The following is a 25676-nucleotide window of genomic DNA, read 5'->3' as shown; positions in this document are numbered from 1 at the left end:
CGTGACTCGTGGAGAGAGCCCCCACCCCAGCCCTCCCCCGCAAGCGGGAGAGGGAGCGCGCACCGCTTTCGCGTTGCCAATCAACCTAATCTCTTCATGCTTTAGTGGTGATGGTGATCATCCGGCGGGCTGACGATGACCGTGCCGGCGGTCGGATCGAGGAACAGCGTGTCCTGCCGGTACTCGTGGTCCTGGCCGTGGCCGCGCTCGAAGTCGAACATGTCGGCGATCGATTCGACGCCGTCGTCAAACGCGCCGCCGCCAAGACGCTGGCCGTGCAGCCAGTTGTCCTCGATGAAGCGCACCACGGACGCCTGCGAGATGCGGGTGTGGCTGACGTAGTTGCGCTTGGCGAAGGGCGAGATCACCAGGAACGGGACGCGCGTGCCGGGACCGCAGCGGCCGTTCACCGGCTGGCCGTTGAGGCCATTCGGCTGCGTCTGCTTGCCGATGCCGCGGCCGCACTGGCCGGGGCCGTTGACCTGGTCGGCGGTCGGGTCATACGAGGCGCTGATCGGCGCGAGGTACTGGTGATCGTACCAGCCGTCGGAGTCGTCATAGGTGATGATGACCGCGGTTTCGCCCCAATCCTTCTGCTTCTGCAGGAAGTTGATCAGCTCGACATTGCCGGCCTGCTCGTCGAGCGGATCGGAGTTGCCGGGATGACCGTCCTGGTAGGCCGGCATCTTGATGTAGGAGACGGCCGGGAAGTTGCCGGCCTTCACCGCGGCGTAGAAGTCCTCGAGATCGTAGGCGTGATTGGCCGGATCGAGCGTCTTGCCGCCGGGCACATAGGTGTGTCCGACCGCATTCACGGAGCTCGGCCGCGCATGGGTCGGGTTGGCCGTCGACTTGTAGTACTGGAACCAGGCGTGGTGCGGGATGTAGTCCACGACGGTGCCGTTGACGTTGCTCGAGAACGTGCTGCGGCCGCAATTGGTGGTGCCGTTGCTGTTCTTGAGTGTCAGGTCGAAGCCGCCCATGAAGCTGCCCCAGCTGATCTGCTCGGCATTGAGCAGGTCGCCGATGTTCTTGCTGGTCATCAGGACCTGGCTGGTCGTGCTCGAGCACGCGTCGTAGGCAGGATCGGTATCACCGATCAGCGTCAGGCCACCCTGGCCGTCGGCGATCGACGATGACGAGCCGATGATGTTCTGCGCACCGTTGGTCTGGCCGGCAACCACCTCGAGCGCGCCGGGCGTCGACGGACCAAAGGTGTCGGTCCAGTTGTTGTCGCTCATCGCGAAGTTCTGGGCGTAATTCCAGAACGCGGTGACGGTGTTGCCGTCGAAATAGCCCATCACCTGCCCGTTGGTGCCGAAGGCGCCGACGCCGCCGGCGGTGCCGCGACCGGTGAATTTCGGAAACAGGTCTTCCTTGCCGTTGTCGACCGCCTGCTGCTCGGGCGTGTAGGCGTGGTTCTGCGACTTGGTGTTGGCCTGGGTGCGGTCGAGGCGGAACGGATTGGTCGCGCCGGTGCCGTTGGCCGGGTTGGTGTTCGGGTTGTTGGTCAGCAGATTGGCGTTGGCGAGGTTGTTGACCTTCGGCGTATGCGGCTTCGCCGTGAACGGAATCGAGCCGGTCGGGTTGGTCGCAACCGGGTAGGTTGCGAAGTAGTGATCGAACGAGCGGTTCTCGTTGAAAATAACGACGAGATGCTTGATCGGCGTTTGGGTGTGGATGTCGTGCGGATGATGATCGTGGCCGTTATTGCCCTTGTTGTCGTCCTGAGCTGCGGCGCTGCACATCACCGCAGCGGCAGCAACCAGACAGACTCCGACCGTCGAAAGAAATTTGGCTTTCACCGTAGTGCCCCTTTTTATTTTTAAGGATTTATGACGTCGACCTGCGACAAGTTATCCACCACCGATGACAGCGCTGTGTCGATCGAATGAATGCGACGAACGATGATGCGCGCTCATGTCCGCATCGGTTGCAGCAGGCATCGAGGGACCAATCTTTGCGCGCATGACAGACGTCACGCCTCTGACGCGAGCGGCTATCTGTGGACGCGGTTTCGGTCGCAAGACATGGAATTGAACGGATTGCGTTGGAGATGACTGCAGCAGTCTGCAATCATGCGAACAGATTGTGCGCCGCCTGCTGTCGCGGCGTGCTCACACCCGAAAAAAATCCGCGCCTTCCGAGGATGTTGCTCGAAAAGCGCGGATGCTTGGCCTGGTGGCGGATGATGGCTGCGATTCAACTCGGCGTGAAGCCTACTCCTTCATTCCCGTAATCGAAGCGCTGACCGCCCGCGGATCGCGCTGCGGCCAGCGGCCGCCTTCGACCTGCGCCAGGAAATCGCCGACGATCCGGTTGTATTCGTCGGGCTCCTCGATGTTGATGGCGTGGCCGCAGTTCGGCATCACTGCGAGCGCGGCCGACGGGATGCTCTGCTTCATCAGGATGCCCGGCAACAGGCACGGCCAATCCTCGTCGCCGGTGATGATCAGTGTCGGCACATTGATGCGCTTCATCTCGTCGACCAGCGTGTAGAGCGAGGGACGCTCCTTCTGCACGCCCTGCTGGGTGTTGGCCGATCCCACCGCCGAATGTTCGGCCAGCATGGTCTTGAACTCGGCGTGGCCACGCGGGTCCTTGTTTTCATATTGCACGCGGGTCGGCCCGTAGGCATAGCGCTCGGCGAAGGCCGGCATGCCTTCCTTGCGGATCATGTTCGCGATCACGTCGGCTTCGGCGCGAAACGTCTCGCGCTTGTCGAGCTCGGCGCCGTAGCCGCAGCCGCCGATGCACAGCGACCGCGCCCGATCAGGGTGACACAATCCGAAATGCAGCGTCGCAAAGCCGCCCATCGACAGACCGACGATATGCGCCTTCGGCGCGCCGATGTGATCGAGCACGGCCAAAATATCGTCGGCGGCACGCGCCTGCGAATAGGACGAGACCTGTTCCGGCACATCCGACGGCGGAAAGCCGCGCGCATTGTAGGCGATGGTCCGGAAGCGCTTGCCGAAGTGCCGCATCTGCGGCTCGTAGCTGCGCAGGTCGCCGGCGAACTCATGAACCAGGATTACCGGATGCCCCGATCCGGTCTCCTCGAAATAGAGCCGCACTCCGTCGTCTGTCACAGCATAGGGCATGTTGATCTCCTGCCTTCTCTCTTTGCTTGTTACGGGATGGTCGCGTTACGGGATGGTCGCGGCCTTCGGCGGCTTGGCACGCGGCAGATAGGTGCCGTGGTCCTTGCCGCCGACGAGCGTACCGTTATCGACGACGACCTTGCCGCGCACCATGGTCAGCACCGGCCAGCCCGTGACCTCAAGCCCTTCATAGGGCGTGTAGTCCGCGCCGTCGTGGATCAGCTCGTGACGGATCGTCACCTTGCGCTTCGGGTCCCACAGCGCGATGTCGGCATCCGAGCCGACCGCGATGGTGCCCTTGCGCGGATAGAGGCCGTAGATTTTGGCGTGGTTGGTGGCGCTGAAGGCGACAAAGCTGTTGAGGTCGATCCGCCCCTTCACCACGCCTTCGGAGAAAAGGATCGGCAGCCGCGTCGCCACACCCGGGATTCCGTTCGGCACCCAGCGGAAGCTGGTGCGGCCCTTCGGCGCAAGCTTGCCTTGCGGGTCGTCGTAACGGAACGGGCAATGGTCCGACGAGAACACCGAGAACACCTTCTGCTGCAAACCTTCCCAGCAGGCCTGCTGGCTGGCGACGTCGCGCGGCGGCGGCGAGCAGACGTATTTTGCGCCTTCCATGTTGAGCTGATCGAGATCCTTTTCGGTCAGCATGAGGTACTGCGGACAGGTCTCGCCCATCACCCGCAAGCCCCGCTGCTGCGCGCGCCGGATTTCGTCCATCGCCTCGCGGTTCGAGACATGCACGATCATGATCGGCACGTCGACGAGCTCGGACAGCGAGATCGCGCGATGGGTGGCCTCGCGCTCAACCGGGATCGGCCGCGAGGTCGCATGGAAGCGCGGCGCGGTGTTGCCGGCGCGTTCGAGCCGGTCGGTCAGGAAGCGGATGGCGTCGAAATTCTCCGCATGCACCATCAGCATGGCGCCGGTCTCGCGCGCGACCGACATGGTTTCGAGCAGCTCGCGGTCCGAGAGCGCGAGGCCCTCATAAGTCATGAAGACTTTGAGCGAGGTGTAGCCGTCCTCGACCAGCGCCGGCAGTTCCTGCCCCAGCACATGCTCGGTCGGATCGGTGAGGATGAGATGGAAGGCGACGTCGACATGGCACTCGCCTTCGGCCAGCGAATGATAATGCTTCAGCGCCTCGCGCAGCGTCTGGCCCTTCTCCTGCAGGCAGAACGGCAGCACGGTGGTGTTGCCGCCGAACGCCGCCGAGCGCGTGCCGCTGGCAAAGCCGTCGGCCATCACGATGCCGTCGCCGGACGGCTGGGCGAAGTGGACGTGGCTGTCGATGCCACCGGGCAGCACCAGGCGGTCGGTGGCGTCGATGATCGTGGCCGCATCGCCGAGATCATGGCCGAGCGCCGTGATCTTGCCGTCGCGGATACCGACGTCGCAGGCGAAGGTGTCGGCAGCGGTCACCACGGTGCCGCCGCGGATGATGGTGTCGAAGGACATCAGTTTGTCCTCTCCTTCGGTGAGCGGTGTTCGATGATTGCGGCGAGTGGCTCGGCCAGCCCGCGCGTCGGCTTCGGATCGGGACGGCGGAAGGTGCCGGCCACCGCCTTGCGCGGCTTGAGCACGGCGAGCGTTTCCGCCTGCCGCACCGCCGCCGCGACCGGATCGACCACCGGCACCGGAATGCGGTCGCGGACTTTTGCCGCGAGTCCGGCAAGCGGCGCGCCCGACAGAATGACGACGTCGGCGTTGTCCTGCTCGACCGCGCGATTGGCGAGCGCGACCAGCAGTTCCTCCTTCTCGGCCTGCACCCCCGAGATCGACTGGAAACTACCGTCAAGCGTGCGGATGCCGGCGCAGCGCGAACTCAGCCCGTGCATGGCGACGCATTCCTCGTACCAGGGCGCCAGCGCGCCGGCGAAGGTGACGATCGCAAACCGGCGGCCGAGCATGCAGGCCGTGAGCATCGCGGCTTCGGCCAATCCCACGACGGGATAAGCGAACAACTCACGCGCGCCGAACAGGCCGGGATCGCCGAACGCCGCGATCACAGCGGCATCGACGCCTGGGCCGGCTTCGGCCAGCATCTCCAGCGCGATCGCGCCGCCGATCTGGGCCTCCGCGCGGGTCGCGATATAAGGCACGCCGCGCGCGGCAGTGACCGGCACGAGCTCGGTGCCGGCCGACGCCGCCCTGCTGCCGGCGGCATGAAGCAGATCCGTCACATCAGCCGTCGTGTTGGGATTGAGCAGCAGGATCTTCATGGCGCAACGTTCCTCGTCTTCCGGCCACGCGGTCTTGCCGGCGGCTCCGGTGCCGCGGCGTCGTCCGCCTTGTCGTTCATTGCCTTGGCATCCAGCGTCTCGGCGACGATCTCGCCGGTGCGGCGCACGTGGTGGGCCAGTATCTGCCCGGCCCGGGCCGCATTGCGCGCCTTCAGCGCGGACAAGATCTCCTGATGCTCGCGCACCGATTCATCCCAGCGGCCGAGCACCGACAGCGCGAAGAAGCGCGCGCGCTCGGCCCGCGCCAGCAGCGCCTCGTGTGTCGCCTTCAGCACCGCATTGCGGGCGAAGCCGACGATCGCCGAATGGATCTGCTGATTAACTTGAAAATAGTCGCGCAGCTCGCCGCGCCCGTGATGCCATTCGATCTTGTCCTGCAGCGCCGCGAGCCGTTCGAAGTCTTCCGGCTCCATGCGCAGCGCGGCGAGCTCGGCGGCGCAGCGTTCGATGCCGCTGACGGCCTCGAACAGTTCGGCGAGTTCGGCGCGGCGGAACGGCGCCACCACGGCGCTGTGGTTGAGCCGCAGCTCGACCAGGCCCTCGCTCGCCAATTGCTTGAGCGCCTCGCGCAGCGGCGTGCGCGAGATGCCGAGCGCATCGGACAGGTCCGCCTCCCCCAGCGACTGACCCGGCGCCAGCTCGCCGCGCACGATCATGGTGCGCAGCCGCGCCGCTGCCTGCTCGTGCAGCCCGACCCGCGGCACGCGTAGGCGCCGGCGTTGCAACGCGGTCATCGCGCGCTTCGGTTCCTTGGTACGTCTGGTCGCTTTGGCTTCAGTCACCACTTGCCTGCATTGTCATGATTGGAGATCGCGCCCTCCCACGTGGATCGCGGTAGCCGCGCGCAGTTCGGAGTTCGCGAACAGGCTGCCCCAGCCCTGCACGCGCGACGGATCGCAGCCGGCAGCTGTGAGGCACGCCCATAGCGTCACCGCAATCGAATCCAGCACCGGGACACCAAATCCGCGCTCCAGCCGCTCGGCCGCGCCGGCGCCGCGCATGTTGGTGCAGAGCACGACGGCGGCATCGCAGCCCTCGCGCACCACCTCCTCGATCAGCCGTGCGACCTCGGCCTCGCTGACCTCGGCAAAGGAGAAATTGTCCTGCAGCGACAGATGCCGCTCGGCAAAACAATGCAGCCCTTGCGAATTCCAGTTGGCGATGATCCGCTCCTGCACGTCCTTGCGATACGGCGTCACCAGCCCGATGCGGCTGGCGCCGATCCGCCGCAACAGGTCGCGATAGGCCAGCACCGTGGTGCAGGCCTTGATACCCGTTGCCGCCGTGATCTCCTCGCACAGGCTCTCGTCGCGGTCGAAGCCGAGCCAGCTTGCCGAGGTGCCGTTCCAGGCGATGACGTCGACCTTGGCATGGGCCAGCAACTCGGCCGCGCGAAGAATCTCGCTGGCGTCGAACTGGCGCAGCGCCTGCTCCGACAGCGCGATCTCGGTCACCTTGAAGCGCGAGAAATGTGCCGAGACGTCGTCGATCCCCGATAGCATCGCGCAGGTGATCGGCTCGAGCGCGGTATTCGACGACGGCGTCAGCATGCCGAGCCTGATAGGACGTGTCATTGGTGAGCCTCGTCAAGCGGCCGAACCCTTGGCGGATTCGGCCGCATCGATTTTTAGACCGGGAGCTTGCGGCTGTAATCGATCAGGGTCGAGCAGATCAACAGCGCAATGCCCGCGGCGGCGAAATACATCAGGGCCAGGAAGTAGGAGCCGGTGGCCTGCACGATGAAGCCGACGATCAGCGGCGTCGTGATGCCGGCGATGTTGCCGCCGAGATTCATGCAGCCGCCGAGGAAGCCGGACTTGCCGCGGCCCGCCAGCGCCGACGGGATCGCCCAGTACATGCCGCACCAGCGCAGGAAGAACAGCGTCGTCGACAGCAGCACCACGACCGCAACCGCGTTGGTGACGTAGGCGACGAGGAAGATCGAGACCGTCGCCATGATCGCCGCGATGCCGAACAGCGTGCGGAACACGGTGTTGGGCGACCCGCCCCGCTCCCGCCAGTTATCGCCGATCCAGCCGCCGACCAGCTCGCCGACGAAGCCTGCGAAGAAGATGATGAAGGACGCGCCGCCGAGCGCCTTGATGTCGAAGCCGTGCACCTTGAACAGATAGGTCGGCATCCAGGTCAGCAGCCCGTAGAACGTGGTGTTGAAGAACATCCAGCCGAGGCACATGCACCACACCGAGCGAAACCGGAAATACGCCATCCAGCTTGCGCCCGAAGACGGCGGCGTCGCCGCATCCTCGATCGCATGCGCCTCCTCGAGATAGCGCGCCTCGGCTTCATTGACCGACGGATGCTCGCGCGGCGCGTTGCGGATGTAGTACCAGGCCCACAGCCCGCACAGCATGGTGCCGACGCCGGCGATGACGAACGCGACGCGCCAGGAGCTGAACGCCGCCATCAGCCAGGCGATCACGATCGAGCCGAGCGCCGCACCGAGCGGCGCGCCGCCGTCCAGCAAGGTGGCGCCGCGGCCGCGCTCGGTCTGGGTCATCCAGATCGCGTTGAGCTTGCCGCCGGCCGGATAGATCGGCGCTTCCGACGCGCCGAGCCCGAGCCGGGTCAACAGCAGCAGCATCCAGCTGGTGGACAGCGCAGCCAGCGCCTGGAAGAAGCCCCAGAACAGCGTCGCGAGCGCGATCACGATGCGCGGCTTGAAGCGATCGGCGAGCATGCCGCCCGGCACCTGCATCAGCGCGTAGGTCCAGAAGAACGAACTCAGGATCAGGCCCTGCATCGCCGGATCGATATCGAACTCCTTGGCGATGACCGGCATCGCGACCGAGAGCGAGGCGCGATCGATATAGTTGATCGAGATCAGGAACAGCATCAGCAGGAAGATCTTCCAGCGCACGCCGCTCGGCTTTGCCGTATCTGCCATTGCGATGGTGGACACCTGATCGCTCATTGCTCGCTCCTCCCGACAGATTGCTTTGCCCTGGCGCGCCCCTCGTCCTTGAAGGTTGCTGGCCTCTCCTGCCCTGCGCGAAGTCTGCTTCAAGGCGGCCAAACCGACAAGCACATTTTGTATTCTGCATGCAATTTCTTACATAACATTGATATTACTTATTATTTAGTAGTTCATGCATTGATTTTGATCAGCCGGTGATGACGGATTGAGCGTGAGGTCATCCGCTCGGCCAGCCAATTTCAGGCAATTGGTCCCCGCGTTGCGGCTCCACCGATCGCACGCACAACGGCGTTCTGCTCGTTGCAAAAACAGTGGTCCGCGCTTCCCGTCGGAAGCGCGGACCTGTGGTGAGCCGCCGATAGGGATCGTTCGTCAGCGGCGGATGAAGGCCGCAACCACCGCGCTGGAGGTCGCGCAGACGGCGACCACCAGGAACACCAGCGAGGTCTGGTTATGCTTGTCCATGAAGTGGCCGATCATCGGCTCGCCGAGACCTGCGAACAGATAGGCGAAGAAGTTCATCACCCCGGTTGCGGTCCCTGCCCGCTTGTGGCCGACCAGATCCGGGCACAGCGCCCAGAACGAGGATTGCGGGCCGTAGGTGAAGAAGCCGCACAGGAACAGCACCGTCATCCCGAGAACGACATCCGAGGTCGGGATCGCGTACATGCACAGCGAGGTGACCGCGGCGAGCGCCATGTAGAGCACGATGGCGAGGTAGCGGCGCGAACCGAATACCTTGTCCGAGACCCAGCCATTGCTGAACGCGCCGACCGCCATGCCGACCGGCAGCGCGATGCTGATCCAGCGCGGATCGATCACCGAGGCGGCGCCGGCCTTGGCCCAGTTGCTGCCGAGGAAGTGCACCGGCACCCATACCAAGAGGCCGTAGCGCGCCGCGTTCTGGAAACCGATCGCGACGCCGGCGACCAAAAGGCGCCAGTTCGACAGCACCGCCTTGTAGCGCGCGAGCGAACCCTCATTGGCGTCGACCGCGGCTTCCGCCGCCGAGACCTCGTCGGCCTCGTCATGCGGCGAGGCAAAGCCCATGTCCTCGGGCTTCTCGCGCGCGATCAGATAGAACGCGATGCCGCCGAGCAGCAGCAGCACCACCGGGATGCGGAAAATCCAGCGCCAGTCGAGCTGGAAGTAGCCGACCACGACCAGCGAGGTGACGAACGACAGCACCGAGGCAAGCCCCGCCGCGAATGTATAGAGCCCGTAGACCGTGCCGCGCTCGTGGCGGCCCCACCAGTTCGACAGCAGCCGGCTGCCCGGCGCCCATCCCATCGACTGGAAATAGCCGTTGATGCCCCAGAACACGGTGAGGCTGACGATGCCGGTCGAGAGGCTGGTGGCCCAGTTCATGATGAAGGAGAGGATCGCGCCGGCGCTCATCACGCGGCGGCCGCCGAACTTGTCGCCGAGATTGCCGTTGATGGCCTGCCCGACCGCGTAGCACCAGAGCAGCGCCGCGCTGGCCCAGCCCAGCGCCTCCTTGGTGACGCCGAACTCGGCCTGGATGCCGGGAATGGCGAAGCCGAAGGTTTGCCGCCCGGTGTAGAAGAACAGATAACAGAACATCGCCGCGAACAGCATCCGCCACTGCGCGCGGCGGAACGATGTCGCAAGCTCCGGATTCTGGACTCCGACCGAGCCGACGCCCGACGGACTGAACGTGATCGACATTGAGGCCTCCCCTGATTGATTGGTGATTGCAGTCGGCCGCCGCGTTGTTCTTGTTGCGCGCGTGCGGCCCTCGTTTGGACGTCCCTATGCCGGCCAGGGCAGCGAATAGGTCTTGATGTTGGTGAAGCTCTTGATCGCCTCCTGCACGCCTTCCTTGTAGCCAAGGCCGGAGTCCTTGATCCCGCCGAACGGCGACATCTCGATCCGGTAACCCGGGACTTCCCAGACATTGACGGTGCCGACGTCGAGCTCATTGACGAACCGCGTAATGTAGTCGAGCCGGTTGGTGCAGACGCCGGACGACAAGCCGAACGCGGTCGCGTTCGAGATCCGGATCACGCTGTCGATGTCGTTGGGCACGCGGATGATCGGGATCACCGGGCCGAAGGTCTCCTGCATCACCAGCTCGCTGGTGTAGGGAATCCGGTCGACCACCGTCGGCGGATAGAGCGCGCCGTCGCGGTCGTTGCCGTGCAAGAGCTCGGCACCGTCGGCGACGGCGGCATTGACGCGGCGCTCGAATTCCTTCGCCGCGCCCTCGTGGATCACGGTGCCGACATCGACCGTCGGGTCCATCGGGTCGCCGCACTTCAGCTTGCGCGCCTTCTTCAGCACGAGCGCAGCGAAATCGTCGGCGACCGCCTCGACGCAGAGGATGCGCTTCACGGCCGTGCAGCGCTGGCCGGAATTCTTGGTGGCGCCGGTGACCGCGAGCTCGGCCGCCTTTTCGAGGTCGGCGTCCTCCATCACGATCAGGGGATCGTTGCCGCCGAGCTCGAGCACGACGCGCTTGTAGCCCGCCTTGCTGGCGATGTGCTTGCCGACCCTGACCGAGCCGGTGAAGGTCACGAGATCGGCGTCCGGATCGGTGATCATCGCATCGCCCATCGAATGCGGATTGCCGGTCACCACCGACAGCATCTCGGGCGGCAGCCCGGCCTCGTAGAGCACGTCGGCGAGCGCAAGCGCGGTCAGCGGCGTCAGCTCGGTCGGCTTCAGCACCACGCGGTTGTTGGTCGCGATCGCGGGGGCGATCTTGTGGCTCACCATGTTGAGCGGATGGTTGAACGGCGTGATCGCCGAGATCGCGCCGAGCAACGGCGTGCGCGTCGTGAATATCTTGCGCGCCTTGCCCTGCGGGCTGATGTCGCAGGAGAACGTCTCGCCGTCGTCCTGGATCGCAAGCTGGCCGGCAAAGGAATAGACGTCGTAGGCGCGGCCGGCTTCGTACAGCGAATCCTTCCAGCACAGACCGGACTCGGCGGTGATCAGCCGCGCGAATTCCTCCTTGCGGCCGGCCAGGATCTCGGCGGTGCGCAGCAGGATGCGCTGGCGCTCGTAGCGCGTCAGCTTCGGCTTGAAGGCGGCCGCCCTGGCAAAGGCACTGCGCACATGCTCCGGCCGCGCCGCCGGCACCGTGCCCACCACCTTGTTGGTGTAGGGATTGAAAACCTCGACATGCTCGTCGGTGTCGACGAGGCTGCCTGCGATCCGCATCTGCTCATGGCGAACGGCCGGGCTCTGGATGTTCATGGCACTGTCCTTGGGGTCCGATAGCGTCACTGGATGCGGTTGAGCGCGACGTCGAAGGCGTCGAAATTGCGCAGGGCATGGCCGGCCGGCAGCGCGATCCTGCGGTTGGCGATCAGCGGCACCCGCTCCTCGGTCAGCCCGCCATGCGAGCGCAGCGGCTCGGTCAGGCCCGACAGATCGTGACGCGACTCGCTGGTGCCGAGCACCTTGTGCCTGGTGGAGATCACGACAATGTCGCCGATCCGGTCCGGTGGCAGCTCGAACCTCGCGCAGGCCTCGTTGCGTGTCAGCGCGACCTCGATGCCTCCGGTCGCGCGCAGCCGCGACAGCAGCGTGTCGACGTCGGCGCCCTCCGGCGTGTAGATGGTCGCGAACGAGCCGAGCGAACCGTGATGGGCGACATAGGGATCGGTGATCGGCAGGATCACGCGTGCGGCGCCCGCACCCGTCCAGTCGTCCATGACGTCCTGGAGGTAGATCACGTCGGGCCTGCCGTCGGGCAAGAACTTGTCGTTCATGCCATGGTCGGCGGTCGCCACGATGTTGCAGCCGAGCGCATCGAGCTTCGCAAGATAGCCGTCGATCATCGCGTAGAAGTCGTTGGCAACCTTGGTGCCGAGCCCGACCTTGTGCTGGATGTAGTCGGTGGTCGACAGGTACATCAAATCGGGACGGTAGCGCTCGACCAGCTTGACGCCGGCCGCGAACACGAAGCGCGACAGATCCGCCGAATAGACCTCGGGCAGCGGCAGGCCGACGAAGTCGAGCACATCATCGATGCCGTTAGCGGCCTTGGTGGCCTGGTCGGCCTTCTCGGACGAGAACGCGATGGCGCGGCCGCTCGAATAGTCCAGACCGTACGCAAGCAGGGTGCGCAGCTTGTCCTTGGCGGTAACAGCGGCGACCTTGTAGCCGGCGTCATGGACACCGGCGAGGATGGTCGGTGCGCGCAGGAATTTCGGATCGTTCATCATGACTTCGGCGTTGTTCGCCGTGTCATAGAAGTAGTTGCCGGCGATGCCGTGCACCGCGGGCGGGCGCCCGGTGATGATCGAGAGGTTGTTCGGATTGGTAAAGCTCGGGATTACGCTGGCGGCATGAACATGCGCGCCGTCCTTCATGAAGCGCGCGAAGGTCGGCGCGACGCCGGCCTCGATCGCCTGCTCGATATAGCCGGGCTCCGAACCGTCGAGGCAGATCACGACGGTTGGCCGCGTCGGCGCGTCGTAACGGCGCCCGTTGACGGTGATTGTCTTGCGATTGTCTTGCATGATGCCTCTCCCTGTCACTGCGCCGTCGTCACGCGTTCACCGCGCTCGGCATCCGCAGCGTCTGCGCTGCCTCGATCAGCCGTTCCTTCGACCCTAAGAAGTTGCGGCCGCGCTCGCCTTCGAGCGAGTCCGCGATCAGCGCATGCCATTCCGCGCGCTCGATCCTGTAGGCGGCCGGATTGCAGGAGATGCCGAGCCGCGCCATGAAGTCCTCGAGATCGTCGGCCGCCCGCGCCAGGTCGGCGCCGAAGATCTGCTTCAAGCTGTCCTCGCAGAGCCCGCCCGCTCCGCGTACGCTACGCAGCACCATCGGCAGCGAGAACGAGCAGGCAATGCCGTGCTGCACGCCGTGCCGCAGCGTGATCGGATAGGACAGCGAATGCGCGATCGCGGTCTTGGTGTTGGAGAACGCCAGGCCGGCGAACAGCGCCGCCTGCGCCATGCGGCTGCGCAGCTCGAGATTGCCGAGGTCATTGGCGAGCTTCGGCAGCACGTCGAGGATGCTGCGTGCCGCTGCCACCGCGTGGTTGGCCGACACCGGGTTGTTGTTGACGTTCCAGATGCTCTCCAGCGCATGCGACAGCGCGTCGAGCCCGGTGCTGATGGTGAGCAGCTGCGGCTTGCCGAGCATCAGGCGCGGATCGATCACCGCATGGGTCGGATAGAGCGACGGACGCGCCAGCGAGTATTTCTTGCCGTTGGCCTCATCCCACACCGTGCCCCAGCAGGTCACCTCGCTGCCGGTGCCCGCGGTGGTCGGCACCGCGATGATCGGGATCGCCGCGAGGCGCTCGGCGCCCTGCTGCGTCTCCAGATAGGTCTTGACCGTCGCGAAGTCGCCGCCGGCGGCCGCGAACACCTTTGCGGAGTCGATCACCGAGCCGCCGCCAAGCGCGACGATCACCTCGGGCTGCCTCGCGAGCCCGGCAAAACGCGCGGTTTGCTCGGTGAGCAGGCGGTAGTCCGGATTGGGAGCGACGTCGCGGATGGTCAGGACCGACGGTCCCGCCGCGGCGCGCAGCCGCCGCTCGAGCTCGTCGAAGACCGGCTCGCCATAGGTCACGAGCGCATGGGCGCGCTTGCCGATCAGTCCCGGCAGCTTGTCGAAGCTGTCGGCGCCGAATTCGATCCTCACCGGGTTGGAATAAGTCCAGTCCATCCGCGCGTCCTCCGTTTGGCGCGAAGGTACGGCGCCGGCTGCTATTGACAAATTCATTCTACGGATGCGTTCTATTGATTATGTCAATAGTGTTCAGCCAGCTGCGCGCCTTCCATGCGGTCGCCACCCATGGCGGCTTCACCGCGGCCTCGCGTGTGCTCAATGTCGGTCAGCCGACGCTGACCATTCAGGTCAAGGAGCTGGAGGAGAGCTACGGCGTCGAGCTCTTGATCCGCAAGCCGCGCCACACCGAGCTCACCGAGGCCGGCGCCGCGCTGTTCGAGATCACCCGCGGCATCATGACGTTCTGCGACGAGGCGCACGACCTGTTGGCCGCGCACGGCAAGGCCACCAAGGGACACCTGCGGGTCGCGACCGTCGGGCCGTTCCATGCCACCGAAATCATCGCGGCGTTCAAGCGCGATCATCCGGAGGTGCAGATCTCGACCCTGCTCGGCAATTCCGAACGCACCTTCCGCCACATCGTCGACTTCGAAGCGGATGTGGCGATCCTGGCGGAGGTCCCGGAAGATCCGCGCGTCACCATGATCCCCTACCGCACCCACCGCGTGATCGTGTTCGTCAACCGCGACCATCCCTGGTTCAAGCGCAAGTCGGTGAGGCTGCGCGAGCTGGCCGACCAGCCGATCGTGCTGCGCGAGCGCGGCTCGACCACGCGGCGCGCGTTCGAGGCGACGATGCAGGCCGAGGGCATCAGGATCGAACCGGTGTTCGAGATCGAGAGCCGCGAGGGCGTGTGGAAGGCGGTCGAGCGCGGCCTCGGCATCAGCGTCGTCGCCGACTTCGAATTCGTGCCGCATCCCAATCTGCGCGCGCTGGAGATCAGCGACCGCACCATCAAGACCCAGTACAGCATCGCGCATCACAGCGGCCGCGGTCATTCCCCGATCATCAAGGCGTTCATCGACACTGTCCGGCGGATGAAGGGTCGTGATGCTACCGCGAGGGGGACACGGCGGTTGTCGTAGCCACGCCAGAGTCGATGTGGATTATTCTGCAGGCGCCGACGAAGGCGCGGATTTGGTTCGCGGCAGCATGGCCAGGGCGATCAGCGCCGACAGGCTGAGCCCCGCCGACACCACGACCACCGCTCGTCCCATCGGTTCGATCAGCAGTCCGAACGCCAGCGGCGCGACCGCCTGGCATATACGCGACGGCGCCCCGATCAATCCGAGCCGATAGGCATAGTTCTCCGATCCGAAGATCGCGAGCGGCAGCGTTCCCCGCGCGATCGTCAGGATGCCGTTGCCGGCACCGTGCAGAAGAGCAAAAGCGGCCGCAGCACCGCCTCCGAAGATGCCGATGACGCACGCCCCGATCGGATGGGTAAGGCAGGCAAGCCGTGTCGAGAGCAGCGGATGGAAGCGACTGAGAAAGCCCGCCTCGAGAATACGCGCGGCGACCTGCGCCGGACCGATCATCATGCCCGCGAACACGGCCTGTGCCGGCGTCGCCCCGAAGGCTTCCACGATCCGCGGCAGATGTGCCGCCATCGCGGACGTCACCGTCCAGGCGGCGGCGAAGGCGAATGAAAGCACCACCATGGTCCGATCAATCCGGATATGGGGCTTCACATGCAAAGCTTGGGATGAAGCCGCCCGTTCGGTGCGTGGCAGCAGTAGATTGAGTGGCAGTCCGATAACGAGATGGGCAATCGCCCAGGCATAGCAGGTCTCGCGCCAGCCGATCGTGGCGAGGCCCAGCGAACTCAGCGGCCAGCCGACCGTGCTGGCGAATCCCGCGATCAGCGTGATGCCCGTGATCGAGGCCCGCGCATCGTTGCCATAGATGCGTCCGAGCGTGCCGAACGCAGCGTCGTAGAGTCCGAGCCCCATGCCGATGCCGAGCAGCAGCCACGCCGCCGACATCGTCCACACCGATCCGGAGGCACCGAGCAAGGCGAGCCCCGCAGCGAGGACGACGTTCGAGGCGCAGAGCACCTGCCGCCCGCCGACGCGATCGATCTGCCGGCCGACGCGCGGACCAAGCAGCCCAGAGATCACCAACGATGCGGAAAATGCCGCAAAGAACCAATTGCTGGAAATTCCGAGATCGTGCGCGATCGGATCGGCGAGTATCGCGGGCAGATAGTAACTCGAACCCCAGGCAAGGGTCTGGGCCGTACCGAGCGCCGCAATGATCGTGAGTCGACTGCGGCCCATCAGGAGCAGCCACAACCGGCGCGACCTGCCGCTTTGGCAGATGCGTCGTCCGCGCAGCAGGCGTCGGCTCCAGCTGGGGCCGGGCCCCCGCAGCAGCCGCTCGCAGCGCCTCCGCCCTCGACGCCTCCACGTGTACAAACGCCGGTCTCGGGCAATTCGAGCTCCAAAAAATCAGGCGGCTGATTGCGCCGCGCCGCAGCCGGACTCCTCGATGCAGCATTCGGCGACGAGGAAATTCACCAGCGCCTGCATCGCATCGTACTCCGCGTGACAAACCAGCGTCGTGCCTTCGCGCTTCTGGGAGACAAGGCCTACCGAAACCAGCCCCTTCACGTGGTGCGACAGCGTGGACGCAGGAATCTTGAGCCGTTCCTGCAGGCGACCGACGGGCATGCCTGCATGGCCCGCACGGACGAGCGCTCGATAGATCTTGAGCCTCGTTGGATTGCCCAAGGCCTCAAGGCGCGCTGCTGCATCATCGATCTTCATGATCACATCATGCATCCACATCCCCACCGCCGTCAATCGATATTTCTAGAATGTTCGAAATATTCGGATGCGTCGGTCGCACCGAACGCAAAATCCGGTTGACTCCCGGCAACACTTCCATAAATCTGGATATATGGAAACTGAAGTAGCCGTTCTGGCCCTCGCAGCCCTTTCGCAGTCGACCCGTCTGGAAGCATTCCGGGCGCTCGTCAAACACGAACCCGAGGGATTGGCCGCGGGCGATCTCGCCCGTCTCCTGGAAGTGCCCCAGAACACCTTGTCGGCGCATTTGTCGATCCTCACCCGGGCCCGCCTCGTCAGCTCTCAGAGGCGGAGCCGATCAATCGTCTATCGCGCCAACCTGGAAGAATTTCGCAACGTCGCGGTGTTCCTGCTTCGTGATTGCTGCGACGGCCGGCCCGAGGTCTGCGCGCCGGTCGTCGAGAGCTTGCAACCGTGTTGCCCTCCGCCGCGAAAGGAGCGAAGCCGTGCCTGACCATCCGTACAACGTGCTGTTCCTCTGCACCGGTAATTCCGCGCGTTCGATCCTCGCAGAATCGATCCTGCGAAAAGATGGAGCCGGCCGCTTCAGAACCTTTTCTGCCGGGAGCTCTCCGAAGGGCGCGGTGCACCCGTTGGCGCTGCACACGCTCGAGAGCCTGAACTACCCGGTTGATGACATGCGCTCGAAGAGCTGGCTGGAATTCGCCGCTCCTGATGCGCTGGTGATGGATTTCGTCTTTACCGTCTGTGACAACGCCGCCGGCGAGGCCTGCCCGGTCTGGCCGGGTCAGCCGATGACTGCCCATTGGGGCATCGAAGACCCTGCCGAGGCCACCGGCACCGAGCTGGAAAAACAGGCGGCCTTCATGACTGCGTTCCGATACCTGAAGAACCGGATCGGCGTCTTCATCAACCTTCCACTGCGTAGCATCGACAAGCTCTCGCTGGGCACCAAGCTGCGCGAGATCGGGCGTTCCGAGGGCGCGACGTCCTCACGAAACGACGTGGCATGAAACAATGAACATCTTTGAAAAATACCTCACCCTTTGGGTAGCGCTCTGCATCGTGGCCGGCGTCGCACTTGGGCACATCATGCCCGGCTTCTTCGGCGCGGTCGCTTCCGCCGAGATCGCCAAGGTCAACCTGCCGGTCGCGATGCTCATCTGGCTGATGATCGTGCCGATGTTGCTCAAGATCGACTTCGGTTCGCTGGGCCGGGTTCGCGAGCATTGGCGGGGAGTCGGCGTCACGCTGTTTATCAACTGGGCCGTCAAGCCGTTCTCGATGGCGCTGCTGGGATCGTTCTTCATCGGCCACGTCTTTGCGCCCCTGCTCCCGCCCGGACAAATTTCCTCCTACATCGCAGGCCTGATCCTGCTCGCGGCTGCGCCCTGCACCGCGATGGTGTTCGTATGGTCCAACCTCTGCGAGGGCGAGCCTCACTACACGCTTAGCCAGGTCGCGCTGAATGATACGATCATGGTGTTCCTGTTCGCGCCGCTGGTAGGCCTTCTGTTGGGCGTGGCATCGATCACCGTTCCCTGGGGTACGTTGCTGCTTTCGGTCGTCCTGTACATCGTGGTGCCCGTCGTGATCGCTCAGGTCTGGCGGGGCGTGCTACTGCGCAGCGGCGGCGGAGCATTCGACCGCACGATGCGCCTGCTGCAGCCGATCTCGCTCGTCGCGTTGCTTGCGACCCTCGTTTTGCTGTTCGGATTTCAAGGCGAGCAGATCATCAGGCAGCCGACCGTCATCGCAATTCTGGCGGTGCCGATCCTGATCCAGGTCTACCTCAATGCGGGGCTGGCCTATTGGCTGAGCCGGCGTTTCGGCGTCGCCTGGTGCGTGGCTGCTCCTGCGGCCCTGATCGGCGCCAGCAACTTCTTTGAACTCGCGGTGGCCGCTGCCATCAGTCTGTTCGGCCTTGATTCCGGAGCCGCGCTGGCGACGGTCGTGGGCGTTCTCGTCGAGGTCCCCGTGATGCTCTCGGTGGTTCGCATCGTGAAGGCAACGAGAGGCTGGTATGAATCCGGAACTGGCGTCTCGGCACCGGCGTCAGCAATGGAGGCGCGTCAATGACCGTCACGATCTATCATAACCCGGATTGCGGCACCTCGCGCAACACGCTGGCGATGATCCGGCAAAGCGGCACTGAGCCTGTCGTCATCGAATATCTCAAGGCGCCGCCGTCGCGCGAGACACTCAAGGAGCTGATTACCGCGATGGGAATGCCCGTGCGCTCCCTGCTGCGCGAGAAGGGAACGCCTTACAAGGAGCTCGGCCTGGACCAGCCGAAATGGACGGACGAGGAGTTGCTCGATTTCATGCTGGCACATCCCATTCTCATCAACCGGCCGATCGTGGTGACGCCGAAAGGCGTGCAATTGTGCCGGCCATCGGAGGCCGTCATCGATCTTCTGGACTCACCGGTTGGACGGTTTGTGAAGGAAGACGGCGAAGTTGTAGCGGCGCGATGAGGGGCTGATGCGGCCGACGCAGCACCACTGCGTGCGACAATCGGCCCCGACGGGCAACTCAGCAAAACCTGTCAATCACCCCCCGCAAAAATATTTCGCTTTATCAGAAGAACAACTCAGTGTATAGATGCACCCGTCTCACCCGACAAGAGGGGCGCTGCGCATCGTCACGAGCGTTGCGGTGAGATGCGGTGGACGCGGCAAGCGCAACTGACGAGTGCGCATGACGCGGACGGCGAAATCGTGCAGGCCTGACGCCCTAGCGGCAGGTGTCTCTTCGCAGGACGTGAATGCGTCGTTGCGAAGACGGTGACAAAAAAGCCCAGTCTCGCCGGGGAGAGCACGTATAAGCCGTAACCCATCGCGCAGGGAAAGCCGGGTTGTTTCCGGTTACACCTGTGGTCCTACCCCCCGTGCTTTCTACCTTTTGCACGGGGCCCATGGGTGCGATCGGCACCCGGCTTTCCCTGCGCCCTCTGCTCAAGAGAGGGCGAAACGAAATCCAAAGCTCGGACAATTCATGTCGCGAGAATGCGGAAGTTTGACTCACAACGCGCGCAACAAACTCACTGTCGTCCCTGCGAAAGCAGGGACCCATAACCACAGATCGCCATTGTTGCGGGACGGTCGAACGGCGAGTCCCGTTCACAACACGGGCCGCAGAGTATGGGTCCCTGCTTTCGCAGGGACGACACCGAGATTGCAGCAATGATGGCGAAGTACGCCCTACCCGCTCAAGCCGCCGTCGGCTCGCTCGACAACGCGGCGAACACCGTCTCCGGCGAATGGGCGATCACGGCGAGCAGCGCGCGGGCAGGTCCGCGCGGCGCGCGCTTGCCCTGCTCCCAGTTGCGGATGGTTTCCACGGGCACGCCGAGCTTGGCGGCGAATTCGAGTTGGGTGAGCTGGGCCCGGCGGCGCAGATCGCGCACGGCCGGCTGCGCGGCGGCAGGCTGCATCGCCGCCTGATCGGGATGTGCGGGCACGAGCGGGATTTCCTGCCCGTCGCGCAATTCGACGATCCGTCCGTCCGCCTTGAGCCGCAACCGCTGCATGATGGCCCCCGTGATGGCCCCTTGGAGATAGCGGCATCATCGATGAAGCGCGTTAAGTTCGGATTAACGATAAGCGGCCCGGCGCGGCTCGCGCCCGAACCACGCGCCGCCCTGCCCGCGCGCGCGTTACTTGAGGCCGAACCACAGCGTGGCGATGCCGAGGAACGAGAAGAAGCCGACCACGTCGGTGACGGTCGTGACGAAAGTGCCGGAGGCGACCGCGGGATCGGCCCGCACCCGTTCCAGCACCATCGGGATCAGGATGCCGCCGAGCGCGCCGGCCACCAGATTGCAGATGATCGCAAGCCCGATCACGATGCCGAGGCCGGGGATCTTGAACCAGGCCACCGCGGCGACGCCGGTGATGACGGCAAAGGCGATGCCGTTGACGAGCCCGACCATGGTCTCGCGCAGCACCACGCGCATTGCGTTGTAGGAGCCGAGCTCGCGGGTGGCGAGCGCGCGCACCGCGACCGTCATGGTCTGGGTCGCGGCATTGCCGCCTTGGCTCGCCACGATCGGCGCCAGCACCGCGAGCGCCACCATCTTCTCGAGCTGGCCCTCAAACAGGCCGAGCACCGACGAGGCCAGGAACGCGGTGGCGAGATTGACCAAGAGCCAGTTGAAGCGGCCGCGGGCGATGGTCCACACCGTGTCGGACAGCTCTTCGTCGCTGGTGACGCCGCCGAGCGCCTTCAAGTCCTCGTCGGCCTCCTCCTCGATCACATCGACGACGTCGTCGATGGTGATCACGCCGACCAGCCGGTCGATGGTGTCGACCACGGGAGCTGCGACCAGATTGTACTTGCCGAACATCCGCGCGACCTCTTCCTGGTCCTCCAGCGCGGAAACCCGGCGACGGTCCTCGTCGATCAGGTCCTTGATCGCGATCGGGCGGCGCGTACGCAGCAGCACGTCGAGCGGCACGGCGCCGAGCAGGTGCTTGTCGGCATCGACCACATAGATTTCGTAGAAGCGATCCGGCAGGTCCGGCGTGTCGCGCATGTAGTCGATCGCCTGCCCGACATTCCAGTCCGGCGGCACCGCGATGAACTCGGTCTGCATCCGCCGGCCGGCGGAATTCTCCGGGTACAGCAGGCTGCGCTCGATGTCCTCGCGCTCGGCCGCCGGCAGCTTCTCCAGGATCTCTTCCTGGTCCTCCTCGTCGAGGCTCTCCAGCAGCTCGACGGCGTCGTCGGATTCCAGCTCCCGGACGCCCTCGGCAACCGTCTCCGGCTTGAGTTCCTCGAGGATCTCCTCGCGGACCGTCTCGTCGACCTCGTTGAGCGCCGAGAAGTCGAAATCGGTGCCGGCGAGCTCGACCAGGGTGACGCGGTCGTCCGGCTCCAGCGCCGCGATCAGGTCGCCGAGATCGGCCTCGTGCAGTTCCGCCACCACCTCGCACAGCAGCGGCCGGTCGGCGGCGTGGATGGCCCGGGTGATCGCCGCGACGAATTCGCCGCGGAGCTCGCCCTCCTCGTCCCGCATCGGCATCCGGGCCAGCGGGTCGGCCTCGGCGGGTTCGGCAGCGTCGAAATTCTCGGCCATGCCGTGTTTCGCCGGTTTGACAGGAGGGGAAAAACTGGTTGGATGAGTGCGGAACGGATTACCTAATCGGTGGGGCCCAGTGCAATGAGAAAGATGTCGAGCGCACCGCGACCGCTCCGGAGGGCTTTCGCGGCGCTGGTGGCGCTCGCGCCTGTTGCACTGTGCGGCTCGGCGCACGCCGCCGAATGCCAGCGCAAGGACGCGCTCGGCACCTCACGTGTGCTCGAGGTCGACCCTGCGACCTATCCGCGCGTTGGGCTGAAGAGCTTTCCGCAAACCCTGCCGCTCAGGGATGGCGAGGTCGTGCTGACCTTCGACGACGGACCGACGCCGGGGGTCACCGACAAGGTGCTGACGGCGCTGGCCGCCGAATGCGTGCAGGCAACCTTCTTCATGGTAGGCCGCAACGCGGCCGATCATCCCGATATGGTCCGCAAGATCGCGCGCCTCGGCCACTCCATCGGCTATCACAGCTGGGACCATCCGCATCTCAACAAGATGCCGACGGATCAGGCCGAGGCGAACATCAACCGGGGAATCGAAGCGGTCCAGACGGCCCTGCGCGGCACCGCAAGCACGGTCCCGAGCACGCCGTTCTTCCGGTTCCCCTATTTCGAGTCGACGCCCGCGCTGCTCGATCGCCTGGAAAAGCGCGGTATCGCGGTGTTCGGAGCCGATTTCTGGGCCAGCGATTGGAACAAGATGACCCCCGAGGAGGAACTCAAGCTGCTCACCGGGCGGCTCGAAGGCCACCGCAAGGGAATTATCCTGCTGCATGACCCGCAAATGCGGACAGCCGAGATGCTGCCCGCCTTCTTGAGGTACCTGCAGGAGCATAATTACCACGTCGTCCACATCGTCCCGCCGGCGATGAAAACCGTGTCCGACCGGACACATTGAACCCGGGACCCAAGGTGGATTACAGACCGTTAAGGCGGCATTCATCGCGCCGCACCTAAGGATTCGTCAGTGCGTTTGGAATGCGGCCGAGATTCGATGATTGCAAACGTCCTGGTGATGATCCGGAAGCGGTCGCGGACCGTGGTCCGCGCGGCGCTGCTGGGCTGCGGCTTGATGACGCCGTCCGCCGCCCTCGCCGCAGACTGCCCTAACCCCAACGCACTCGGCACCTCTCGGACCCTCGTCGTCGATCCCAAGGAGCATCCCCGGATCGGCACCATGCAGTATCCGGAGACCTTGCCGCTCGCCGATCACGAAGTGGTACTGACCTTCGACGACGGGCCGCTGCCGAAATACAGCAACCAGGTGCTGGCCATTCTTGCCAGCCAGTGCGTCAAGGCGACCTTCTTCACCATCGGCTCTCAGGCCCGGTTCAATCCAGAGGGCGTGCGCAAGCTGATCGCGGCCGGACATACCGTCGGCACGCACAGCCAGAACCATCCGCTGACGATGAACAAGATGCCGCTCGAGAAGGTGCGGCAGGAGGTCGACGACGGCATCGCCTCGACGCTCGCCGCGCTCAATGGCGACAAGAGCAAGCTCGCGCCGTTCTTTCGGATTCCCGGCCTGATGCGCGCCGAGATCCCGGAGGCCTATCTGGCGTCACAGGGCATCCAGGTCTGGAGCGCCGACTTCCCGGCGGACGACTGGCGCCACATCTCGCCGCAACGGGTCTATGACCTGGCGATCCAGCGGATCGAAGCCAAGCGCAAGGGCATCCTGCTGCTGCACGACATCCAGCCGCGCACCGTTGCGGCGCTGCCGCGCATCCTCAACACGTTGAAGGAGCGCGGCTACCGGATCGTTCATGTCGTGCCCGCAACGCCCGATCGCCCGGCGACGCCGACCCAGCCGCAGCAATGGTACCTGCATCCGCCGACCGAGACGGTGGCGACCACGCGCTGGCCCAGGATTCCGAACTTCGTCTTCACCGCGACGCGGACGCTGCCTGCCCCGGTGCTTGCCGACATGGATTGGCGCGATGCCGACATCCTCGACCACGCACAGCGCACCCGGGTCGCGATGCCCGTCCGCACGCTGTGGCCGCAGCCGCAGCTTGCGCGCTTCGCATCGGTCTCGACATTGCCTATCCCGGCGTCCGACGTGTTCCGCGTTCCCGAAGCACTCGACCTGACCCTGCTCGCAGCCCGATCGGCGGCCGATCGCCGCCTCGCGCGGCGCGCGACCGTTGGCGTATCGCGCGCGCAGGCGTTCTCCGCGCGCCAGGCCAGGCATCCGAAGCAGGCTGCGCATCAGGCGCCTGGCGCGGCGCACGGCAGAGCCCACGGCGCACCCTTGCATGTCGCGCCGCCCGCTGCCGACAATGCTTCAGTCCACGTCGCCAACAATGTGAAGAAGCGCACGCCGCGCGCCGAGGCGTCGGCTGGCAGGCGCGTGCCTGATTGACGGGATCTAGTGTCCTGAACCAGAAGTTCGCAACATCGCGTCGTGTTTTGGCGGGGCATTGTAGCGGCAGAAGCGCTCGATGGAAGCAAGGATGTTATCGGCGGATTTGGTCCATCGGAACGGTTTGGGATCGGCGTTGTGTCGTTCGATGAACGTGGCGATGTCCGCCCTGAGGGCGGTTACGCTGCGATAGACGCCGCGCCTGATCTTCTTATCGGTGAGGAGCGCGAAGAAGCGCTCGACTTGGTTGAGCCATGACGAACTGGTCGGGGTCAGGTGCACGTGCCAACGCGGCCGTTTGGCCAACCATCTCCGGATCATTGGGGTCTTGTGCGTGACGTAATTGTCCATGACGAGATGAACGTCGAGGTCGCGCGGTACGGCAGCCTCGATCTCGTCGAGGAACTTGCGGAACTCGGCGGTGCGGTGGCGCCCGTAGCACTTGCCAATGACCCGTCCGGTCGCAATATCGAGGGCAGCGAACAGCGATGTGGTGCCAAGCCTTTTGTAGTCGTGGCTCCTTCGGGCCGCCTGGCCGGGACGCATCGGCAACATCGGCTGGCTGCGGTCCAGCGCCTGGATTTGGGATTTCTCATCCACACACAGAACGATGGCGTGCTCCGGCGGTGAGACGTAGAGGCCCACGACATCGCGCACTTTGGCCACAAAGTTCGGATCGGTCGAGAGCTTGAACGTCTCCATCCGGTGCGGCTGGAGCCCGAAGGCCCGCCAGATGCGTTGTACCGTCGACACCGATAGGCCGCTGGTCTTCGCCATGTCGCGGGAGCTCCAATGAGTGGCGTTCTCAGGGCAACTCTCCAACGTCCTCACGATCACGGCTTCGATGCGGGCGTCGTCAATCGTGCGCGGCGCGCCGGAACGCGGCTCGTCGTGCAGCCCGGCCACACGCTGCTCCATAAAACGCCGCCGCCATTTGCCTACGGTCTGTCGGTCCAGCCCAAGCTTGGCCGCCACTTCCGTGTTCTGACCACCTTCCGCACAGGCCAGCACGATCCGGGCTCTCAGAGCCAGCGCCTGCGCCGTCTTCCGCCGCATCGTCAGCGACGTCAGTTCGGCCCACTCATCATCGCTCAATATCAGGGGGGCAAGTTGCTGGACAGCCATTGGAGACTCCGTCGCCGTTTGCCTCCATCCTTGGCACAGCGACGCGAATCTACTGCGAATCTATGATTGCGAACTTGTGACTCGGGACACTAGCTGGCCACGATCTTGGCGACGCAGAGCAGAATCACCAGCGCCAGGAAGAAGATGTCGATATAGGTTTGATCTCGCCGGCATGGCTGAGCACAGTGACATCGGCGACGATCTGCCTGCGCGAGGCGACAGCATTGGGCCCCTCGCCGGCCGCCGCGGCGAGCCGCCTCGTCTCACCCTCCAGGCGCTCGATGCGCTGGAAGAAATAGAACGAGCGCAGGCCGGAAAAGGCGTGCATCGCCGCATAGACCACGATCAGGATCGCGACCGTCGCGCTGCTCGTACTTCTCCAGAAGGTTCAGCGTGAAATAGACCAGCCCCAGAAACATGAAGTTGGAGACGACACGGTAGGCGTAGCTGGCAAAGATCATCGGGCGCTCCGGGTGGGGCAGGCTTGCGGCCGCG

General features: G+C 64.8%; 25 protein-coding genes and 1 pseudogene. 7 read left to right on the top strand and 19 right to left on the bottom strand.

What is annotated here, in order from left to right; all coding sequences use genetic code 11:
- Positions 1-101 precede the first annotated feature (101 nt).
- From IF803_RS18980 to psrA, 11 genes are all read right to left on the bottom strand, one after another.
- Positions 102-1748 (bottom strand): phospholipase C, encoded by a 1647-nt coding sequence (locus IF803_RS18980; RefSeq protein ID WP_461193103.1) that lies wholly within the window; start codon positions 1746-1748, stop codon positions 102-104.
- 471 nt (positions 1749-2219) lie between these two features.
- Positions 2220-3104 (bottom strand): alpha/beta fold hydrolase, encoded by an 885-nt coding sequence (locus IF803_RS18975; RefSeq protein WP_461193083.1) that lies wholly within the window; start codon positions 3102-3104, stop codon positions 2220-2222.
- 45 nt (positions 3105-3149) lie between these two features.
- On the bottom strand, positions 3150-4562 hold the full coding sequence (hydA, locus tag IF803_RS18970; protein ID WP_196238218.1) for a dihydropyrimidinase: 1413 nt from the start codon (positions 4560-4562) through the stop codon (positions 3150-3152).
- Complete coding sequence (locus tag IF803_RS18965) at positions 4562-5326, bottom strand: aspartate/glutamate racemase family protein (RefSeq protein ID WP_461193082.1); 765 nt, start codon at positions 5324-5326, stop codon at positions 4562-4564. Before IF803_RS18965 ends, hydA begins: the two co-directional genes overlap by 1 nt.
- Positions 5323-6081, bottom strand: coding sequence for a GntR family transcriptional regulator (locus IF803_RS18960; protein WP_051448071.1), 759 nt, complete (start codon positions 6079-6081; stop codon positions 5323-5325). Before IF803_RS18960 ends, IF803_RS18965 begins: the two co-directional genes overlap by 4 nt.
- A 63-nt stretch (positions 6082-6144) precedes the next feature.
- A complete protein-coding gene (locus tag IF803_RS18955; protein WP_461193081.1) occupies positions 6145-6921 on the bottom strand; it encodes a maleate cis-trans isomerase family protein in 777 nt (258 codons plus the stop codon).
- A gap of 53 nt (positions 6922-6974) precedes the next feature.
- Entirely contained in the window at positions 6975-8279 is a 1305-nt protein-coding gene (locus IF803_RS18950; RefSeq protein WP_461193080.1) for an MFS transporter, read from the bottom strand.
- A gap of 375 nt (positions 8280-8654) precedes the next feature.
- Positions 8655-9971: an MFS transporter gene (locus tag IF803_RS18945; protein ID WP_080686905.1), complete on the bottom strand. Its 1317-nt coding sequence runs from the start codon at positions 9969-9971 to the stop codon at positions 8655-8657.
- Between the two features lie 84 nt (positions 9972-10055).
- A complete protein-coding gene (phnY, locus tag IF803_RS18940) occupies positions 10056-11504 on the bottom strand; it encodes a phosphonoacetaldehyde dehydrogenase (RefSeq protein ID WP_461193079.1) in 1449 nt (482 codons plus the stop codon).
- 26 nt (positions 11505-11530) lie between these two features.
- The gene (gene phnA, locus IF803_RS18935) at positions 11531-12778 is read right to left on the bottom strand and encodes a phosphonoacetate hydrolase (RefSeq protein ID WP_461193102.1); all 1248 of its coding nucleotides are present in this window, start codon (positions 12776-12778) and stop codon (positions 11531-11533) included.
- Positions 12779-12803: 25 nt separating this feature from the next.
- Positions 12804-13934: an iron-containing alcohol dehydrogenase PsrA gene (gene psrA, locus IF803_RS18930; protein ID WP_461193078.1), complete on the bottom strand. Its 1131-nt coding sequence runs from the start codon at positions 13932-13934 to the stop codon at positions 12804-12806.
- Between the two features lie 80 nt (positions 13935-14014).
- Here psrA and IF803_RS18925 point away from each other — a divergent pair, with 80 nt between their 5' ends.
- Positions 14015-14923, top strand: a complete 909-nt coding sequence (locus IF803_RS18925) for a LysR substrate-binding domain-containing protein (RefSeq protein WP_461193101.1) — start codon at positions 14015-14017, stop codon at positions 14921-14923.
- A 21-nt stretch (positions 14924-14944) separates the two neighbouring features.
- Here IF803_RS18925 and IF803_RS18920 read toward each other — a convergent pair whose 3' ends face one another.
- The 4 genes and pseudogenes from IF803_RS18920 to IF803_RS18905 form a co-directional block, all read right to left on the bottom strand.
- A complete protein-coding gene (locus IF803_RS18920; RefSeq protein ID WP_461193077.1) occupies positions 14945-16117 on the bottom strand; it encodes an MFS transporter in 1173 nt (390 codons plus the stop codon).
- Positions 16117-16350, bottom strand: a pseudogene (locus IF803_RS18915) (FAD-dependent oxidoreductase); the annotation flags it as partial. The pseudogene IF803_RS18915 and the gene IF803_RS18920, both read right to left, overlap by 1 nt.
- A complete protein-coding gene (locus IF803_RS18910) occupies positions 16289-16606 on the bottom strand; it encodes an ArsR/SmtB family transcription factor (protein WP_461193100.1) in 318 nt (105 codons plus the stop codon). The gene IF803_RS18910 and the pseudogene IF803_RS18915, both read right to left, overlap by 62 nt.
- Positions 16607-16613: 7 nt before the next feature.
- A complete protein-coding gene (locus IF803_RS18905; protein WP_304500458.1) occupies positions 16614-16895 on the bottom strand; it encodes a hypothetical protein in 282 nt (93 codons plus the stop codon).
- Here IF803_RS18905 and IF803_RS18900 point away from each other — a divergent pair.
- Genes IF803_RS18900 through arsC form a run of 4 tightly spaced genes read left to right on the top strand, consistent with a single transcriptional unit; the run spans position 16794 to position 19086 of the window.
- The gene (locus IF803_RS18900; protein ID WP_304500324.1) at positions 16794-17102 is read left to right on the top strand and encodes an ArsR/SmtB family transcription factor; all 309 of its coding nucleotides are present in this window, start codon (positions 16794-16796) and stop codon (positions 17100-17102) included. The two genes, IF803_RS18905 and IF803_RS18900, sit on opposite strands and share 102 nt — an antisense overlap.
- Positions 17095-17622, top strand: coding sequence for an arsenate reductase ArsC (locus tag IF803_RS18895; RefSeq protein WP_461193076.1), 528 nt, complete (start codon positions 17095-17097; stop codon positions 17620-17622). The genes IF803_RS18900 and IF803_RS18895 overlap by 8 nt, the downstream gene beginning before the upstream one ends.
- 4 nt (positions 17623-17626) lie before the next feature.
- Positions 17627-18688, top strand: coding sequence for an ACR3 family arsenite efflux transporter (gene arsB, locus IF803_RS18890; protein ID WP_461193075.1), 1062 nt, complete (start codon positions 17627-17629; stop codon positions 18686-18688).
- Entirely contained in the window at positions 18685-19086 is a 402-nt protein-coding gene (gene arsC, locus IF803_RS18885; protein WP_411782993.1) for an arsenate reductase (glutaredoxin), read from the top strand. Before arsB ends, arsC begins: the two co-directional genes overlap by 4 nt.
- A 734-nt stretch (positions 19087-19820) precedes the next feature.
- On the opposite strand, the gene IF803_RS18880 is transcribed toward arsC, so the two are convergent.
- Together IF803_RS18880 and mgtE are read right to left on the bottom strand one after the other, a co-directional pair.
- The gene (locus IF803_RS18880; RefSeq protein ID WP_028343385.1) at positions 19821-20141 is read right to left on the bottom strand and encodes a helix-turn-helix domain-containing protein; all 321 of its coding nucleotides are present in this window, start codon (positions 20139-20141) and stop codon (positions 19821-19823) included.
- A gap of 126 nt (positions 20142-20267) precedes the next feature.
- On the bottom strand, positions 20268-21689 hold the full coding sequence (mgtE, locus tag IF803_RS18875) for a magnesium transporter (RefSeq protein ID WP_461193074.1): 1422 nt from the start codon (positions 21687-21689) through the stop codon (positions 20268-20270).
- A gap of 84 nt (positions 21690-21773) precedes the next feature.
- Here mgtE and IF803_RS18870 point away from each other — a divergent pair, with 84 nt between their 5' ends.
- Both IF803_RS18870 and IF803_RS18865 read left to right on the top strand, forming a co-directional pair.
- Positions 21774-22589, top strand: a complete 816-nt coding sequence (locus IF803_RS18870; RefSeq protein WP_304495706.1) for a polysaccharide deacetylase family protein — start codon at positions 21774-21776, stop codon at positions 22587-22589.
- A gap of 96 nt (positions 22590-22685) precedes the next feature.
- On the top strand, positions 22686-24056 hold the full coding sequence (locus IF803_RS18865) for a polysaccharide deacetylase family protein (protein ID WP_461193073.1): 1371 nt from the start codon (positions 22686-22688) through the stop codon (positions 24054-24056).
- Positions 24057-24062: 6 nt separating this feature from the next.
- Here the strand turns inward: IF803_RS18865 and IF803_RS18860 are convergent, their stop codons facing one another.
- Entirely contained in the window at positions 24063-25181 is a 1119-nt protein-coding gene (locus IF803_RS18860; protein WP_461193072.1) for an IS630 family transposase, read from the bottom strand.
- Positions 25182-25305: 124 nt separating this feature from the next.
- Positions 25306-25524 (bottom strand): hypothetical protein, encoded by a 219-nt coding sequence (locus IF803_RS18855; protein WP_461193071.1) that lies wholly within the window; start codon positions 25522-25524, stop codon positions 25306-25308.
- Between the last annotated feature and the right edge of the window lie 152 nt (positions 25525-25676).

This window comes from Bradyrhizobium sp. UFLA06-06, from assembly GCF_054820065.1.
Note: the sequence above shows the minus strand (reverse complement) of the source record. Positions and strands in the feature narration are given on the sequence as shown.

Bases quoted from the DNA above. Each gene is read 5' to 3' on its own strand.
- IF803_RS18865 (WP_461193073.1), top strand. From the start codon at position 22,686: ATGATTGCAAACGTCCTGGTGATGATCCGGAAGCGGTCGCGGACCGTG.
- psrA (WP_461193078.1), bottom strand. From the start codon at position 13,934: ATGGACTGGACTTATTCCAACCCGGTGAGGATCGAATTCGGCGCCGAC.
- IF803_RS18960 (WP_051448071.1), bottom strand. From the start codon at position 6,081: ATGACCGCGTTGCAACGCCGGCGCCTACGCGTGCCGCGGGTCGGGCTG.
- IF803_RS18870 (WP_304495706.1), top strand. From the start codon at position 21,774: ATGAGAAAGATGTCGAGCGCACCGCGACCGCTCCGGAGGGCTTTCGCG.
- mgtE (WP_461193074.1), bottom strand. From the start codon at position 21,689: ATGGCCGAGAATTTCGACGCTGCCGAACCCGCCGAGGCCGACCCGCTG.
- phnY (WP_461193079.1), bottom strand. From the start codon at position 11,504: ATGAACATCCAGAGCCCGGCCGTTCGCCATGAGCAGATGCGGATCGCA.
- IF803_RS18955 (WP_461193081.1), bottom strand. From the start codon at position 6,921: ATGACACGTCCTATCAGGCTCGGCATGCTGACGCCGTCGTCGAATACC.
- IF803_RS18880 (WP_028343385.1), bottom strand. From the start codon at position 20,141: ATGCAGCGGTTGCGGCTCAAGGCGGACGGACGGATCGTCGAATTGCGC.
- IF803_RS18965 (WP_461193082.1), bottom strand. From the start codon at position 5,326: ATGAAGATCCTGCTGCTCAATCCCAACACGACGGCTGATGTGACGGAT.
- hydA (WP_196238218.1), bottom strand. From the start codon at position 4,562: ATGTCCTTCGACACCATCATCCGCGGCGGCACCGTGGTGACCGCTGCC.
- IF803_RS18860 (WP_461193072.1), bottom strand. From the start codon at position 25,181: ATGGCTGTCCAGCAACTTGCCCCCCTGATATTGAGCGATGATGAGTGG.
- IF803_RS18905 (WP_304500458.1), bottom strand. From the start codon at position 16,895: ATGCGCCGACAAGGTGTTCTGGGGCACTTCCAGGAGACGGGCGAGATC.
- IF803_RS18980 (WP_461193103.1), bottom strand. From the start codon at position 1,748: ATGTGCAGCGCCGCAGCTCAGGACGACAACAAGGGCAATAACGGCCAC.
- IF803_RS18910 (WP_461193100.1), bottom strand. From the start codon at position 16,606: ATGAAGATCGATGATGCAGCAGCGCGCCTTGAGGCCTTGGGCAATCCA.
- IF803_RS18975 (WP_461193083.1), bottom strand. From the start codon at position 3,104: ATGCCCTATGCTGTGACAGACGACGGAGTGCGGCTCTATTTCGAGGAG.
- IF803_RS18925 (WP_461193101.1), top strand. From the start codon at position 14,015: ATGTCAATAGTGTTCAGCCAGCTGCGCGCCTTCCATGCGGTCGCCACC.
- arsC (WP_411782993.1), top strand. From the start codon at position 18,685: ATGACCGTCACGATCTATCATAACCCGGATTGCGGCACCTCGCGCAAC.
- IF803_RS18945 (WP_080686905.1), bottom strand. From the start codon at position 9,971: ATGTCGATCACGTTCAGTCCGTCGGGCGTCGGCTCGGTCGGAGTCCAG.
- IF803_RS18950 (WP_461193080.1), bottom strand. From the start codon at position 8,279: ATGAGCGATCAGGTGTCCACCATCGCAATGGCAGATACGGCAAAGCCG.
- IF803_RS18920 (WP_461193077.1), bottom strand. From the start codon at position 16,117: ATGGGCCGCAGTCGACTCACGATCATTGCGGCGCTCGGTACGGCCCAG.
- arsB (WP_461193075.1), top strand. From the start codon at position 17,627: ATGAACATCTTTGAAAAATACCTCACCCTTTGGGTAGCGCTCTGCATC.